The following is a 15,135-nucleotide window of genomic DNA, read 5'->3' as shown; positions in this document are numbered from 1 at the left end:
AAAAAAGGTAATACCTAACAGCGGAGGTGGCAGCTATGGTCTATTTTTTTACTCAAAATGTGAAACAAAGACAGGTATGGCTGGCTATCATCCGCTGTTTGCGTTTTTGCTTTTATCTGGGTATGATTTTGGCGGGATATTTATATTTCCATAAACCCACAACCTGGATAGTAGCAGCGCTGGTTATTTTAGCAATATGGTTCATTATTATATATCGGATCTGGATACGAAGACTGGCGGGGACAGTGTTCTGGAGCGTACTGGTTATTGAGCATTTGCTCGGTTTGGGTCTGGTGTGGAATGGTCATGGTTTTGCTGATTATGGTGTGATTCCCCTTATTTTATTAGCGTTATATAGTTATGACTTTGTGGAACTTACACCGATAGTAATTGCTCAACAAATATTAGTGGTCGTGCTGAAAATAACTGGCTTAATTAGTTCAAATTTTTTGCTTCTTTACTTTATCTTTACGATTTTGGCCTTTGGATTGATTTTTTTTCGATGGCGTAATCTGGTCGACAGTTATCTACATGCTGTACATAAACAGGCTTTTGCCAATCTTGTCCGTATACTGGTGGAAATAGAGAGAAAGCAGTATTCAGGCGAAGGAGTAGAAAAAGACCTAAAACAAGCTGCAAGCGCTATTTTGGTTTATGTTACAACGTGTCCGGGTGGACTGGTGATAAAAAAAATGGGAGGTAGCTGGCAGCCTGTACTGGCTTTTGGCGTTCTGAGTGAACAGGAAAAGGATTTCTGGCCGGAAATTCGTGACTGTGTAGAGCGAGCATGCTATGAAAAAAAGATTATAATTTCAGAATTTGATTATTCTTTAAACCCGATTAAGGAAATTGTTGCAGAAGAATTATATCTTGTGACTTTGCGGTCATCGGTCAGGCTAAAAGAAAAAGACCTGAGCAGTATTATTCCCCGGGTGCTGACTCTGGAAGCTGCTTTTTACCATTCATGGGACGAGTTCTGGTTTCAGACTTTACTGGCATGCACTGAAGCGCAAACCGGAATCCTGTTGTTTTCCAGCACTAACGGTCAGCTGGAACTGGCAAAAGCAGAAGCTGGCAAAGAGCCAGCCAATATCCAGGAAATTATCAAGCGGGACTATTTTCAGGGGTTACTGGCTCTAACGAAAACCCATGCTGAGGGAATAGTAATCAACGCTCCCGCTATTCTCGGGTTGCAGGAACTGGCAGGCAAGATAAATAATTTAATGTTGTTTCCTCTTGCCAATGGCGGATATCTGATTGCTGCCAATAAGGCAAATAATATGCCCTTTACCAGTTTGGACTGGGAATGTGGCAAAATGTTAGCCAATTTCATCAGCCGGACCCTGGATAAGCAAAAGTTTGCAGTATTGTTAAACAATATGGAAAAACAGCGTTTGCTCGCTTTGACCGAAATTGCTGGCCACTTTGCCCCCTATTTACAAAGTCACCTGGAAAAAACAGCAAAAATGGCGGTAAAAATAGGGGAAAAATTAAAATTGGCCGGGCGCGAACTGGAATTATTGTTTCAGGCTGCGCTGGTCCATGATATCGGTATGATCGGGATCAGGCAGGATATAGTTTTAAAACCGGACCTATTGACCACCGGAGAAAGGCTGGAAATAAAAAAGCATCCTCTGTTTGGAGGTGAGATCCTGAAAAAATACGGCCTGCCGCCGGAGGTGCTGCTGGCGGTGGAACAACACCATGAATACTGGAATGGACTGGGTTATCCCCGGGGATTACACGGTGAGGAAATTCATCTATATGCCCGCATACTGGCAGTAGCCGATGTCTATTCGGCTATGACATCTTTTCGGCACTATCGTATGCCGAAAAGCAAAGAAGAAGCGGTTGCAGAAATCAGCAGTCAGGCTGGGGCTCAGTTTGACCCCCGGGTAGTGGATGCCTTTCTGGAAGTGCTGGAGGAGGAAGAAAAGGCTTACGGGCGCGATTTGGCCAGCAGCTTTCCCTGGGCTAGAAAACTGGCAGGAGAGGCAGAGGTGGCGGTTAATTCCCGGCGGCAATAAGGGACACTGCCGCTTTTTTTATTTCTGCCAGCAATTCGGGTCTATGCAGGACAGCATCCTTATCTTCCAGCTGTTTGACCAGGAAAGAAGGGAATTTTTTCATTTCCAGCATCTTAAAGGCATAGTTTACTACTTGTTCTGCGCCCTGAAACACATCCGGCAAATTGGAGCCGGCCACACCGATATACCAGGCCCGGCGACGGGAAGCCAGAAGCGGATCGGCGATGACTGCCTGTTTTTGCACATATTTTTTGCCCCAGAAAGGCTGCAGACGATCGATCAGGATTTTGGTCTGGGCATTGAGGCCCATGGCATAAATTGGGGCTGCCAGTAGAAGATACTGACAGGATAGCAGTTTGGGGTAGAGGGATTGCATATCATCCTGCTGGATACATTGAGTGGTAGTTACACAGGCATTGCAGCCCAGGCAAGGGTGAAGCTGCAAACGGTGCAGTTCTATCATTTCTACCTTAATCCCCTGTTCGCTCAGAATTTGACAGGCGGTGTTGAGCAGGGTCCAGGAATTGCCGTGGCGGGGGCTGCCCAGCAGGGCCAGAGCAGCAACTGAGGTCATAGCTATCCTCTCCTTTCTAGTTAACATTTTATTCTAGCTTAAAAGGGCTGTCTACGGCAGGAATTCTGTTACATATTGTCGAAGATTATCTAATCAGGAAAAAGAGCGGTAAGCGGCAAAGGTGGAATGAAAATGTTCGAACCAGTCTGGCAATGGCTGAAAACCCGCAACAAACGGTTCTGGGCGATAACTATGGCCTGGTTGCGCTGGCTGGGTTATGGCGGGTTTCTTTATCTAACTGCAATGGATAAAAGCGAAGGCTGGTGGCAGCTGGCCTTGCTGGGCTGGTTGGTTTTGCTGGGTTTGCAGTATCTCCGCTACCTGCGGGCTCCTCTGCATGGGCCCATGATGTGGATGGTTTTTCTGGGAGAACTGGGTTACCTGGTCTGGCTAACAGCTCATCATTCCGGACAGGCTGGCGCCCTGATTATTTTTTATTATCTCCATCTTCTTACCATTCTGCTGGCCTATGAACAGCTGGAAGCGGCCTTGATGTTTATGGTTCATCAAGGGGTAGTTTTGATTGCTTATTACTCAGGCTGGATTTCAGGAGAATTTCTCGCCCGCTATTTGCTGGGTCTGCTGGTGATGGCCGGGGCTAATTTCTGGCAATGGGATAAAATCATCAGGGAGCGCCAGTTCTGGGCAGCGAAGAGAAACTATCAGCGCCTGGCTTTGCGTCTGGCCGATCATTCTACCCGGCTGTTACAGCATCAGCTGACTGAAAATGAGTATAAAGACCTGTTGCAGGAAATGCTGGAATTATTATGCGGCTTGCCGGGCGGTGCGGTTTTTCGCCGCCAGGAACAGGGAACCTGGGAGCTTTACCTGGCTTTCGGGGTAGCAGTCCGGGGGCAGCAGGAACTGCTTCCTTTGCCCCGGGGGATCAGGACCATCAGGATTGAACATATTCCTTATTTGCTAGGGGAATTACAGGAACTGCCTGTTAAATTCAAGGGAAAAAAAGAAAAATATGCTTTTGCTCCCCTGGTGAATATCAACCAGGTGCCGGAAACCCTGGCACCGGAGACAGGCTGGCGGCTGGCCCGGGTGATAGAGTTATGGCAGCAGGGACCAGTTTTAAAGGCGGCTAACAGGGCTTATATCACGGGGATTGCCGGCCCGGGGGAAGCAGGCGCTCCCATCAGGATCGAAAGAGAACTGGAGCTGGCTTTGCCCCGCATGGTCCTCAGATTTTTAACTGCTGCTACCGGGGCCAGACAGGCTTTTATCATTGCCAGGAACCAGGTGACTGTGGCGGTAGATGAAGAACATGAATTGCCCATTATCTGTCTGGACCAGACCCTGGAGGCCCTGTTGCTGCTGGCTCAAAGCAGGGAGGAGGGCTTGCTGGTAAATAACCTGGCCGTGTTAGGACTATGGTCCAGAGAACAGGAAGATTCCCTGCACAACATCATGGTCTATCCCTTATTGTCCAACAATGAAGTTCAGGGTTATCTGGTGTTGCAAAACAAGTGGGGGTATCATCCTTTCACTGAAGAAGAATGGCAGCTGGGGGGGACCGTGGCCCGCAGCCTGGGGCTCAATCTGGGTATCAAAAATTTTGTGGCCAGCTTGTTGCAAAAACAGGATGATGCCTACCGATTGCTGGCCTCTGCCTGCCAGGCCTATGTCTCCTTTCTGGGTGGCCATTTGCGTCGTACTGCCGATTTGGCAGAAAAAATGGCCCTGGCCCTGGGCTTGCCGGCGGATCAGGCCCGCAAAATCTGGCGGGCGGGATTGATCCACGATATCGGAATGCTGGCCATAGAGCGCCAGCTGCTGACCAAACCGGGTCCCCTCAGTTTTCTGGAAAAAAATCTGGTTCAGGACCATGTCAAGTATGCTCGCAAGATTTTACAGGGCCAGAAGATGGTGGATAAAGAAATCCTGGAAATGGTTGAACAACACCATGAGCGCTGGGACGGCCGGGGCTATCCTGCTGGTCTGAAGGGGGATGAAATTTCCCTGGGGGCGCGAATCCTGGCGGTGGCGGAAACTTTTGATGCCATCCTCAATTTCCGGCATTACCAGCCTCCCCGCAGTTTGGTGGAGGCTCTGGAAGAGCTGATGCGGGAAGCCGGTCAGCAATTTGACCCCTTGCTGGTGGATGTTTTAATTATTATTATTAATGAAGAACAACACAAAGGCAATGACCTGATGCGAGACTTGCGCTGGGTACAGGAACTGGCCCAGGAAGCAGCCGTGGCCGCTTCCTGGCTGAGCGGAGGTGATAGAGATGGCAGTCAGGGAATGGATTTTTCAGGACAGGACAATAGAAGCGGCAATAGCCCGGGCGGCAGTGGAACTGGGCCGGCACCCGGAGGAACTGGAAGTGCAGGTGCTGGTTCAGAATGAACAGGATGAGCTGGTAAAAATCAAGGTGAAGTTGCCGGAAGGGAAGACAGAACTGGATGAACATCAGCTGGCGGAACTGGTAGAATCGGTACTGGAAGAAAAGACCCAGGATGGCACTGTGGCTATCAGCAATGGTCAGGTGGTGGTACGGGCACCGGTAAAAGGGGGACGCTATCCCAGTATCACACCGGGACCCGAGACCAGGGTAATGGTCAATGGCCAGCTGATTCAGAAGGAAACCATGGTCAGTCCCCGGGACCGGGTGGTGGTCAGTGCTGAGGACAGGCCACCTTTACGTCTGGCGGAAGTGCAGCTGACCCCGGACAAACTGGAGGCCTATCTGGCCATCACTTACGCTTCAGGGGCGAAAATGAAAATTCCAGACCAACCGCCCCAAACCCGTTTGACTGTCAGGGCCGAAGCAGTTCAGATCCTTGAACCGGTTCCTTTCACCACTACCGAGCTGGTAAACATCCTCAAGGAGCATGGGGTTGTATATGGAGTGGATATCCAGGCGGTGGAGCAGGCCCGTATCAATGGGGGTCGCTATCTGGTGGCCAGAGGACGCCCCATGGTTCCAGGCGAGGCTGGAAAAATCGAGTATTATTTTCTGGATGAAACCCAGCAGGCACGACTGGATGAGATGGAAGAGGAGCAGCGGATTAACTTCTATGAACACCGGACCATTCCCAGTGTGGAAGCCGGGGAGATTCTGGCCCGCAAATATCCGGCCAGGCCGGGGCGGCCCGGGATGACAGTAACCGGGGAAATTATTCCTGTGCCGGAATACAAAGAACCACAGCTGCTGGTGAAGCAGGGGGCCACGTTGATGGAAGATGGCCAGGTGGCGGTAGCGGTAACGGCTGGACGGCCGATTTTGAAAAACTCGGTCATCAGTGTTTTACCCATCTACACGGTGCAGGGGGATGTTAACCTGGCTTCCGGCAATGTGCGCTTTGATGGCCACGTAGTAGTTTGGGGCAATGTCATGGATGGTGCCAGTGTCATCGCCGGAGGCGATGTGGAAATCCATGGCAGTGTCACCCAGGGTTCAGTGCAGGCCAGAGGCAATATCACCGTCCATAAGAACGTGGTCGGGGCAACCCTGGTGGCAGGGGGTATGGATGCCATTAACAGTGAAATTATCTACCGTCTGCGGGAAATCAAGGGGGAACTGGAATCCCTCCTGCTGGCAGTAGTACAGCTCAAACAGCATCCGGCCTTTGGCAGTGAAGACCTGGCTCGCTATGGCTTAGGACGTTTGCTGCGCATTTGCTGGATCAGAAATTTGCTACTTTACCGAAACTGATTTTACAAATTGTTCAGATGTTACAAAACCAGAGCCCCAGTGACAGTTTGAACGAAATCATCCGCCTGGTGGCTCGCAAGTTTGTGGGATTAGGTGTACTGGAAGTGGCTGATGAGCTGGAAATTCAGGAAGCCATTTTGCGGCTGGAAAAGGAGATTATTGACCTGGAGGCCACCATCAATTCCGCTTCTGATATTAAGCTGGCTTATGCCCATAACAGTAAACTGGAGGCCAGCGGTAAGATAGTCTTTACCGGCCAGGGTGCCTATATGTGTCAGGTAAGTGCCGGGGGCGATGTGCTGGCGGAGAAAAAAGACAGCATTTTTCGCGGTGGGCGTTTGATTGTGACCGGTAATGCCGTATTGAATGAACTGGGGAGCCCCATGGCCACTCCCACGATGGTGGAATTTGTTTTCGGCCGCCGCATTCTGGTTAACCGGGTCTATCCCGGGGTCAGCTTCCGGGTCGGTCGTCAGCTGTTCAAGGTCCAGGAAGGTCTGCAAGACGTTCGGGTAGCAGTAGATGAACAGGGGATTTTACGGGTGGATTACCTGTATAAAGAACACTTGCAATGAGGAGGAAGAATATGTTACAGGTGGAAAAAGAGCGGCTGGGTGAACGGGCTTTAATAAAAATTAGCGGAGCGCTGGACCTGGGTACGGCGGATGCCTTTAAGCAGCAGCTGGTACCCCTGTTGCTGGGGGAAACTGAAGTAGTATTCAATTTTTGCGGAGTTAAGTTTATTGATTCCACCGGGATGGGGGCGGTGCTGGACTTTCTGGAAGAACTGACTTTGCTGGGAGTAACCGTTACGGGCTGGGAAATCGGGCCGACCTTGTTTGAGATCCTGCAATTACTGGGAATGGTGGTGCCGGCTGAGAACGGCTGGGTACTGAAAGCGACCGACAAGGAGATACCTCTGGCACTGGTTTGCCGTGATCAGTAGTGAAAAACCGCTTCTGGCTGGTTACTACCCTCTATATCATACTTTTTTCTTTGTTACTGGCCCTGCTGTATTATGATGGTCATCGACTGGCCTCTGTATGGTTACTGACCTTTTTGCTGCTTTTGGCTCTAGGCGGTGTTTACTATCTATTATTTCAGCAACAAAAAACCTGGTGGCAGCAGCGCTGGGAGCAGGCGGAGCTGGTGCGGCTGGTGTTAAAAATTATGGACGGGCAGGTTATGGCTGAAGAAGCCTGGGAATTCTTTGTCCGCTTTCAGAAAAACCTGGTGGGTTCCTGGGCAGCTGCCATAATAAAGTTTGATGACGAGTATGAGTGGCAAATTATTGCCGGTGATCGACAAATAGCCAGCCGCTTTAGCCCGGCAATCCAGGAAGCAATCCGCAGGCTGAAAAGGGCAGAGGGAGATTATCGTTATCTTTCTGAGCCTATTCCCCTGGGCTGGAATAAGTTATATGCTTCCTGCTACGGGGACTTGTTACTGGTAAATATCTGCTGCCGGCAAAAATGTCTGCTGGATGATTCCGAACTGGCTAATCATTTTCGCCAGAATCTACGAAGGTTTTTACAAGCCAGAATTATCACTCCTGTATTACAGGCAGAACAGGCCTATTCGCTGGGTTTATTGTTTCTAATGCTAATGTCCGGCAGCCAGATAGGGACGGTGGTGGTCAGGGAAGAAGGAGAAGAAGGCTTTCGCCTGCTGGCCCACTGGGGGCTGGGGGAGGAAGCCAGCCTGAGCCGCCAGACTGTCGGGCTGCTTTCCCTGGTCTGCGCTTCCGGGGAAACACTGAATCTGGGGACTGCGTCCCAAACTGTGCAACTGGATTTGCTTTCCCCGGAATACAGCGATATTCTGGTGGTTCCCATCCGCATTGATGGTACTACCCGGGGAGCTTTGCTTATAGGCAACCGGGTAAAAGCGGAAGACAGCAAGAGACCCTATCCTCCGGAGATAGTGATGGTGGCTACTTTAATTGCGGAAAAAATGGGAGCTATCCTCAAACACGAACTGATGCACCAGGCCATTAAAGCCCGTTTTCTGGCTACCATCCAGGCTCTGGTACAGGCTCTGGAGGCCCGGGACCGCTATACCAAAGGTCATTCCGAGAATGTGGCCCGCTATGCTCGTATTATTGCCGAGGAAATGGGGTTGACGGCACAGCAAAAGGAAAATATTTATCTGGCCGGTTTGTTGCATGATATCGGTAAAATCGGGGTGCCGGAGCTGATTTTGAATAAACCGGGCCGGCTGACGGAAGAGGAACGGGTGGTGATCAGACAGCATCCTGTAACATCCCGGCGTATTCTGGAAGCCATCCCGGAAATGCAGGGGATCCTGCAGGCGGTGGAACAACATCATGAGCGCTGGGATGGCCTGGGTTATCCTGCTGGCATAGCCGGAGAGGACATTGACCTGGGGGCTCGTATTATCGCTGTCGCCGATGCCTTTGATGCCATGACCAGTGACCGGATTTATCAGAAGGGGCAGACGGCTGAACAGGCCTTAGAGGAGCTGGTCCGAGGAGCAGGGGCCCAGTGGGACCCGCAAATAGTGGATGTTTTCCTCAACTGGTGGGAGCGTACGAACAAAAAATCGGTGGTTAACTGGAAATTGAAGTTCACCCGCCGCATCTACCGCGATATTCTGGCCAGTGTCACTCAATCCAAACTGCATCTTGTTGAAAAGGAAGAAATGCTGGATTTCTGGCATAAATTAAATTTGGAAGAGTGGCTGGAGGTTAAGGAGGCCCGGGATCTGGGCCAGCTGCGGGAACATTTCCAGATTTGGTTACAGGTGCGTCAGTATCCGGAGAAACGCAGCAAGGAACTGCTGCTGATTCTCTCTGAGCTGGCCACCAATGCCCTCAAGCATGCCCGGGGCGGGCAGGTTAACTGGGGGCTGGATGATCGAGATAATCTCTATATTGTCGTCAGGGACGAAGGGAGCGGTTTTGAAGTGGAAAAACTGCCCCAGTCCTTGCTGGTCAAGGGTTTTTCTACCAAGAAATCCCTTGGGTATGGTTTCTCGGTAATACTGGAACACTGCAACAAAGTCTATCTGGCTACAGATAGTACCGGTTCTATCGTAATGGTGGAGTGCGGGAAGAGCAGGATGGAGGTTACTGGTACCTTATGAGTATTAAAGTTTTAGTAGAACAGGAAGGCAAGAAAGTTAGTCTGGAGGGAGAAATGGATTTGCTGCTGGCTGAAAATCTGGGAAATGAGAAAAAATATCAGCTGCAGCCGGAGTTTAGTCTGGACTTAAGTCATGTTACTTTTACCGACAGTTCAGGGATTAATATTTTGCTGGAATGGCTGCTGGAATTGCAGCAACAGCAGATCTATGCCAGTTCCTGTCTTTTAGGAGAGGATACCTTCCGTTTGCTATTTGACATGGGGTTGATTGTACTGGTAGATGGCCGCATCTTCCTGGCTCCGGAAGGTTTGCAACGGCCCATTGCTTTAAGTTTTTTGCATACATTCGCTGAAGAGAAAGGAAAACGCCAATCGCTGTCGAAAGACCTTCTTGTGAATACATAAAACGGGAGGTACTTTCATGGAACTGGCAGAACGGGCGCTGAGAATTTCTCCATCACCTACCCTGGCGCTGGATAGTAAAGCCAAGGCAATGGCCAGAGCCGGGGCAAAGGTGATCAATTTCGGGGTTGGAGAACCGGATTTTGATACCCCTGAACACATCAAGACTGCGGCCATGCGGGCCATAGAGCGGGGGATGACCAAATATACCGCAGTAGCAGGGATAGAAGAACTGAAGGAAGCGATTGTGACCAAACTGGCTCAGGAGAATGGCCTTTTATATAGTCCGGCCCAGGTAGTAGTTTCCTGTGGGGCCAAACACAGTTTGTATAATGCCCTGCAGGTTATAATTAACCCCGGGGATGAGGTGCTGATGCCTGTACCTTACTGGGTGAGTTATGAGGAACAGATCAAGCTGGCCGGTGGGGTACCGGTACCGGTGCCAGCCAGCCGGGAAAATAATTATAAAGTCAGGGTGGAAGACCTGGAAAGGGCAATAACTGGACGAACGAAAGCCTTGATATTAAACAGCCCCAATAACCCTACAGGAGCAGTGTACAGTCGGGAAGAACTGGAAAGTATCGGAAAATGGCTGCTGGAACGGGGTTTGGCGGTGATTTCTGATGAAATCTATGAGAAACTGGTTTATGATGGTAACCAGCATCACAGCATCGTGGCAGTAGTGCCGGAATTGAGCGGGCAGGCCATTGTTATCAACGGGGTGTCCAAAGCCTATGCCATGACCGGATGGCGGATCGGTTATGCAGCTGCTCCTTTGCCCTGGGCCAAAGCAATGGCGGACTTACAGAGCCATTGTACCAGCAACCCCACTTCTATCGCCCAGGCGGCGGCTCTGGCTGCTTTAACCGGGCCCCAGCAGCCCTTGCAGGAGATGGTGGCAGCTTTTGACCGACGGCGGCAGCGGGGCTGGGAACTGTTGCAGCAAATCCCCGGAATCTACTGCTCTCGGCCAGCTGGTGCTTTTTACCTGTTCCCCGATGTCAGTGGCGTTCTGGGCAAAAGCTGGCAGGGGCGGCCAATAGAGAGCAGCGCTCAGCTGGCTGAACTGTTACTGGAAGAGGTCCAGGTGGCTGCTGTACCCGGGGAGGCTTTTGGTCAACCGGGAACCATGCGCCTTTCCTATGCCGTTAGTCTGGAAGTACTGGAGGAGGGCATCAGGCGGATTGGGCAATTAATATCGGAAGTTAAATAATACAAAAAAATGGGACGGTTTTTCCGTCCTAATTTTTTGTGCCCTATTGCGCTTTTGCAGGTGAATGGTATATATTATAAGTGAACGGTATATATTTTAGTGTGAATGGTTATTCAGCGATCAGGGGTGGGGGCTATGTTGCGCGTGAGAGAAGTGAAAAGTCCACAGACTGTGGATTATCTGGAATCCATCCGTTATTGCCAGTTGATGTTTGACCTGTCCAACTATGAGGTCAGGGAAATTACCCAGAAACTGCTGGATCATTCCCTGATTGCCCCCAATGAGATGCATTACCTGGTCCTGAAAGAGGATGAAGAACTGGTAGGCTATGCTGTCTACTATTATCTCCAGGATTTGCAGCTGGCCTTTCTGGATTATATCGGCATTTTGCCTGCCTTTCAGAGTCAGGGTTATGGAGCCCGACTTTATCAGGCTATGCTGCAGGAAATCCGGCAACAGCATCCTGAGGCACAGGGACTGATAATGGAAGTGAAGAGCACTGATGATGATTTTGACCGCCGTTGTCGGTTCTTTCAGAGACTGGGAGCTTCCCTGATTGATTTGCAATCAATGGATGTGCCGGCCAAACTCAAGGAATCCGGTCTGGTGTTGATGATACATCCTTTTCAGCAGGATTTACAGCTGGACCGGGAGATGCTGATGAGATTCTTTCGGGTACTGGCCCGCACCCTCTGGCACTAACAGCCTGCACGAGACCCTCCGGGTCTCTTTTTTTTTTTTTTGCATCTTGACAGAAGGCTGGAAAAGTGGTATTATTTAACCAGAAAGTTTACTGATATAGTAAACAATGAACGGAGAATGGGTTATGGTACTCAATCAGGCCACCGATTACGCTTTACGGGCTGTAGCCTGTCTGGTCCGGCACCAGGGGGAAAAAGTGGAGGCCCAGCAAATAGCCAGAGAGGAAGTGATCCCGATGCGCTTTTTGCTGAAAATCATGCCTTCCTTGATCAAAGCTGGAATTGTCCGATCTATCCGCGGGGCGGGTGGAGGCTACCAGCTGGCCAAAAAGCCGAAAGAAATTACCTTTCTGGAGGTAGTGGAAGCCATCGAGGGGCCGCTGGCCATCAATAAGTGTTTACTGGATTATGCTGCCTGCAATAAAAAAGGAGCGCCTGCCTGTTCCATTCACCAGGCTCTGGCCAGGATCCAGGGGAAACTGGTGGAGGCATTGAGGGAGCAGAACTTTGCCAACCTTTAGCCTGCGGGCGCTTCTTTTTGAGCATAAACTTCACTAATTTAGTATACAATAGCGACAAGGAGGGGTTTTGATGGATGCTGTTTTGCTTTCGCGGATTCAGTTTGGTCTGACCGCCTTTTTTCACTTCTTTTTTCCGCCTTTGACCATCGGTCTGGCGGCCCTGCTGGCCTTTATTGAGTACAAACACTGGCGCACAGGGAAAAAAGTTTATGATGAAATGTCCCGCTTCTGGACCAAATTGTTTGTGGCCTGTTTTGCCGTTGGGGTAGCTTCTGGCATCACGATGGAGTTTCAGTTCGGCACCAACTGGTCGGAATACTCTAAATTCGTGGGGGATATTTTTGGTGCTCCGCTGGCAGCGGAAGGGGTCTTTGCCTTTTTCCTGGAATCCACCTTTATTGCTCTGCTCATCTTTGGCCGGGAACGAATCTCTGCTGGCTTGCGTTTCTTTGCGGCTCTGATGGTAGCTCTGGGCAGCAGTCTGTCAGCTTTCTGGATTATTGTAGCTAACTCCTGGCAGCAAACCCCTGCTGGTTTCAAAGTGGAAGGCGGGCGGGCCATTCTTACCGATTTTGCTGCTGCTGTCTTCAACCCATCCACTATCCCCCGCTATCTACACACTCTGGATGGGGCTTATATCACCGGTGCCTTTTTCATGATGGCAATCAGTGCCTATCTCCTGCTGAAAAAGAAACGGGTGGAATTGGCCCGGCACTCCTTGAAACTGGCTTTGGTAGTGGCACTAGTAGCCAGCTTGCTCCAGGTATTTCTGGGTGACATTCACGCCAAGCAGGTGGCGGAAACGCAACCGGCCAAACTGGCCGCTTTTGAAGGGTTATGGGAGACCAAAAAACAGGCACCACTGTTGCTGATAGGTATTCCTGCCCCGTCCCAGGAGCGCAATTTGCTGGAAATTGGTGTGCCCGGGGCGCTGAGCTGGCTGGCCTTTGGGGATCCTCAGGCGGAAGTAAAAGGCTTGAAGGATTTTCCCCGCGAAGAACGGCCGCCGGTGGCTGCCAGTTTCTATTCCTTCCGTCTGATGGTGGTGTTAGGCAGCTTTTTCGCTGTACTTCTGCTCTGGGCTCTCTGGCTGCTGTATCGGGGCAAACTCTATGAACATACTTTTACCCTGAAAGCTTTACTCTGGTCTTTGCCCCTGCCCTTTCTGGCCAATGAGCTGGGCTGGATGGCGGCAGAAATTGGGCGGCAGCCCTGGATTGTTTATGGTTTGTTAAAAACTCAAGCTGCTGCTTCTCCATTGCCGGCGGGACAGATATTGCTGACCATCCTGGCCTTTGTGCTCATCTATTCCTTCCTTTTCGGGATGCTGGTATATCTGATTCGCCGCATCATTAACAAGGCCATGGCTGAAGATGTACAGGAGGTGAAGTAGGATGGACCTCAACACTGCCTGGTTTTTGCTGGTAGGGATACTGATCGTTGGTTATGCCATTCTGGATGGGTTTGATCTGGGGGTAGGTACCATCTATTATCTGCTGGCCAAAAATGATGACGAAAAGCGCCAGCTTCTCAATGCTATTGGTCCTTTCTGGGATGCCAATGAGGTTTGGCTGTTAACCGGTGGTGGAGCTCTTTTTGCCGCCTTTCCCCTGGTTTATGCTACCGTCTTCAGCGGATTTTACCTGGCCCTGATGCTGGTTTTGTTTGCCCTTATCTTCCGGGCTGTAGCCATCGAGTTTCGGAATAAGGATGAAAGTCCGGCCTGGCATAATTTATGGGATAGGGCCTTTTTCCTGGGCAGTGCTTTACCAGCTCTTCTCTTCGGGGTAGCTCTGGGCAATGTACTCAAAGGCCTGCCTCTCGATAGCCAGCAATATTATACAGGTGGCTTTTTCGGTTTACTTAATCCTTTTGCCTTGCTGGTAGGGGTGCTGGGACTGGCAGCTTTCCTGCAGCAAGGGGCAACCTATGTGATGATGAAAACAGGAGAGCCGCTGGCAGGGCGGGCCCGGCAGCTCCTGCCTGGTATCTGGGGCGGAGTGGTTGCACTCTATCTGGCGGTTACCCTCTTCAGCTGGCTGGTTGCGCCCCATCTTTTTACCAATTTCAGCAAATATCCCTGGTTGTGGATATTGCCGCTTCTGACCTGGTTGGCGATGGGAGCTGTAATCTATTTTGGACGCCGGGGTCAGGGAACATCCGCTTTTCTGGCTTCATCTCTTACTATGGCTGGTCTGGTGCTGATCGCCGCTGCTGGTCTTTATCCCAATCTGGTTCCCGCCCTGGATCCGGCCCGCAGTCTGACTATCTATAATGCATCTTCTTCGCCCCTAACCCTTAAGGTCATGCTGATTATCGCCCTTTGTGGCGTGCCGATTGTTCTGGGTTATACCGTTTTTGTCCACTGGCTGTTCCGTGGAAAAGTTAAACCTGATGCTCAAGGTTATTAAATCTGCATAATTCTGCCCGTCACGGGAAAAGAGTATAAGGGGAGGTGATGAAGATGACCCTTATACCCTTTGACCCTTTTCGCGAGTTCAACCGCTTTGTCCAGGAAGCGGTAGGCCGCAGCCGGGAGGGCTTTCTGGGCTATCAGGTAGCGGGGCCACGGGTGGACATCTATCAGACGGAAAATGAAGTGGTGGTGGTAGCGGAAATCCCCGGCCTTGAGTCCAGGGAGGATCTGGATGTGCGGGTTACCGAAGATGCGGTTACCATCCGGGGAGAAATCAAGCGCAGTGCGGAAACCAGAGATGAAGACTACCATCATGCTGAACGGTTCTATGGCGCCTTTGCCCGCACCTTTACCCTGCCGGCGGCGGTAAAGGCAGAAGAAGCCCGGGCATCCTACCGCAATGGCATCCTGGAAATCCGGATCCCCAAAGCGGGACGAGGACGCAGCATCAAAGTGGATATTAACTGAAAAGGTCGGTTACTACCGGCCTTTTTCTTTTGTTTTGGCGGG

At 50.7% G+C, this 15,135-nt stretch carries 14 protein-coding genes; 13 read left to right on the top strand and 1 reads right to left on the bottom strand.

The genetic code is table 11. From position 1 onward, the window contains the following. Positions 1–35: 35 nt before the first annotated feature. Positions 36–2,027, top strand: a complete 1,992-nt coding sequence (locus B5D20_RS02620) for an HD-GYP domain-containing protein (RefSeq protein WP_078664679.1) — start codon at positions 36–38, stop codon at positions 2,025–2,027. On the opposite strand, the gene B5D20_RS02615 is transcribed toward B5D20_RS02620, so the two are convergent. After that, on the bottom strand, positions 2,008–2,601 hold the full coding sequence (locus B5D20_RS02615) for a flavodoxin family protein (RefSeq protein WP_159071939.1): 594 nt from the start codon (positions 2,599–2,601) through the stop codon (positions 2,008–2,010). The two genes, B5D20_RS02620 and B5D20_RS02615, sit on opposite strands and share 20 nt — an antisense overlap. Positions 2,602–2,733: 132 nt before the next feature. Between B5D20_RS02615 and B5D20_RS02610 the strand changes: the two genes are divergently transcribed. The 12 genes from B5D20_RS02610 to B5D20_RS02555 all read left to right on the top strand — a co-directional run bounded on the left by B5D20_RS02610 (position 2,734) and on the right by B5D20_RS02555 (position 15,093). After that, complete coding sequence (locus B5D20_RS02610; protein ID WP_159071938.1) at positions 2,734–4,959, top strand: HD domain-containing phosphohydrolase; 2,226 nt, start codon at positions 2,734–2,736, stop codon at positions 4,957–4,959. Then, positions 4,841–6,268, top strand: a complete 1,428-nt coding sequence (locus tag B5D20_RS02605; protein ID WP_078664676.1) for a DUF342 domain-containing protein — start codon at positions 4,841–4,843, stop codon at positions 6,266–6,268. Before B5D20_RS02610 ends, B5D20_RS02605 begins: the two co-directional genes overlap by 119 nt. After that, the gene (locus B5D20_RS02600; RefSeq protein ID WP_078664675.1) at positions 6,232–6,843 is read left to right on the top strand and encodes a FapA family protein; all 612 of its coding nucleotides are present in this window, start codon (positions 6,232–6,234) and stop codon (positions 6,841–6,843) included. Before B5D20_RS02605 ends, B5D20_RS02600 begins: the two co-directional genes overlap by 37 nt. Before the next feature lie 11 nt (positions 6,844–6,854). After that, the gene (locus tag B5D20_RS02595) at positions 6,855–7,214 is read left to right on the top strand and encodes an STAS domain-containing protein (protein WP_159071937.1); all 360 of its coding nucleotides are present in this window, start codon (positions 6,855–6,857) and stop codon (positions 7,212–7,214) included. Beyond that, positions 7,214–9,373, top strand: a complete 2,160-nt coding sequence (locus tag B5D20_RS02590) for an HD domain-containing phosphohydrolase (protein WP_078664673.1) — start codon at positions 7,214–7,216, stop codon at positions 9,371–9,373. The genes B5D20_RS02595 and B5D20_RS02590 overlap by 1 nt, the downstream gene beginning before the upstream one ends. Next, the gene (locus tag B5D20_RS02585) at positions 9,370–9,777 is read left to right on the top strand and encodes a hypothetical protein (RefSeq protein ID WP_078664672.1); all 408 of its coding nucleotides are present in this window, start codon (positions 9,370–9,372) and stop codon (positions 9,775–9,777) included. Before B5D20_RS02590 ends, B5D20_RS02585 begins: the two co-directional genes overlap by 4 nt. Positions 9,778–9,793: 16 nt before the next feature. Continuing rightward, positions 9,794–10,987 (top strand): pyridoxal phosphate-dependent aminotransferase, encoded by a 1,194-nt coding sequence (locus tag B5D20_RS02580; protein WP_078664671.1) that lies wholly within the window; start codon positions 9,794–9,796, stop codon positions 10,985–10,987. Between the two features lie 135 nt (positions 10,988–11,122). Then, a complete protein-coding gene (locus tag B5D20_RS02575; protein WP_159071936.1) occupies positions 11,123–11,689 on the top strand; it encodes a GNAT family N-acetyltransferase in 567 nt (188 codons plus the stop codon). Positions 11,690–11,813: 124 nt separating this feature from the next. Then, positions 11,814–12,209: an RrF2 family transcriptional regulator gene (locus tag B5D20_RS02570; protein ID WP_078664669.1), complete on the top strand. Its 396-nt coding sequence runs from the start codon at positions 11,814–11,816 to the stop codon at positions 12,207–12,209. A gap of 70 nt (positions 12,210–12,279) precedes the next feature. Beyond that, a complete protein-coding gene (locus B5D20_RS02565) occupies positions 12,280–13,602 on the top strand; it encodes a cytochrome ubiquinol oxidase subunit I (RefSeq protein ID WP_078664668.1) in 1,323 nt (440 codons plus the stop codon). A 1-nt stretch (position 13,603) separates the two neighbouring features. Continuing rightward, positions 13,604–14,620, top strand: coding sequence for a cytochrome d ubiquinol oxidase subunit II (cydB, locus tag B5D20_RS02560; protein WP_078664667.1), 1,017 nt, complete (start codon positions 13,604–13,606; stop codon positions 14,618–14,620). A gap of 53 nt (positions 14,621–14,673) precedes the next feature. Beyond that, positions 14,674–15,093 (top strand): Hsp20/alpha crystallin family protein, encoded by a 420-nt coding sequence (locus B5D20_RS02555; protein ID WP_078664666.1) that lies wholly within the window; start codon positions 14,674–14,676, stop codon positions 15,091–15,093. Positions 15,094–15,135: the final 42 nt, after the last annotated feature.

The organism is Carboxydocella sporoproducens DSM 16521, from assembly GCF_900167165.1.
In the GTDB taxonomy this organism is placed as follows: Bacteria; Bacillota.
This window is presented reverse-complemented; position numbering and strand designations above follow the sequence as displayed.

Coding starts and splice junctions, on each gene's coding strand:
- B5D20_RS02575 (WP_159071936.1), top strand. CDS start 11,123: ATGTTGCGCGTGAGAGAAGTGAAAAGTCCACAGACTGTGGATTATCTG.
- B5D20_RS02605 (WP_078664676.1), top strand. CDS start 4,841: ATGGCAGTCAGGGAATGGATTTTTCAGGACAGGACAATAGAAGCGGCA.
- cydB (WP_078664667.1), top strand. CDS start 13,604: ATGGACCTCAACACTGCCTGGTTTTTGCTGGTAGGGATACTGATCGTT.
- B5D20_RS02580 (WP_078664671.1), top strand. CDS start 9,794: ATGGAACTGGCAGAACGGGCGCTGAGAATTTCTCCATCACCTACCCTG.
- B5D20_RS02555 (WP_078664666.1), top strand. CDS start 14,674: ATGACCCTTATACCCTTTGACCCTTTTCGCGAGTTCAACCGCTTTGTC.
- B5D20_RS02565 (WP_078664668.1), top strand. CDS start 12,280: ATGGATGCTGTTTTGCTTTCGCGGATTCAGTTTGGTCTGACCGCCTTT.
- B5D20_RS02585 (WP_078664672.1), top strand. CDS start 9,370: ATGAGTATTAAAGTTTTAGTAGAACAGGAAGGCAAGAAAGTTAGTCTG.
- B5D20_RS02570 (WP_078664669.1), top strand. CDS start 11,814: ATGGTACTCAATCAGGCCACCGATTACGCTTTACGGGCTGTAGCCTGT.
- B5D20_RS02595 (WP_159071937.1), top strand. CDS start 6,855: ATGTTACAGGTGGAAAAAGAGCGGCTGGGTGAACGGGCTTTAATAAAA.
- B5D20_RS02620 (WP_078664679.1), top strand. CDS start 36: ATGGTCTATTTTTTTACTCAAAATGTGAAACAAAGACAGGTATGGCTG.
- B5D20_RS02615 (WP_159071939.1), bottom strand. CDS start 2,601: ATGACCTCAGTTGCTGCTCTGGCCCTGCTGGGCAGCCCCCGCCACGGC.
- B5D20_RS02610 (WP_159071938.1), top strand. CDS start 2,734: ATGTTCGAACCAGTCTGGCAATGGCTGAAAACCCGCAACAAACGGTTC.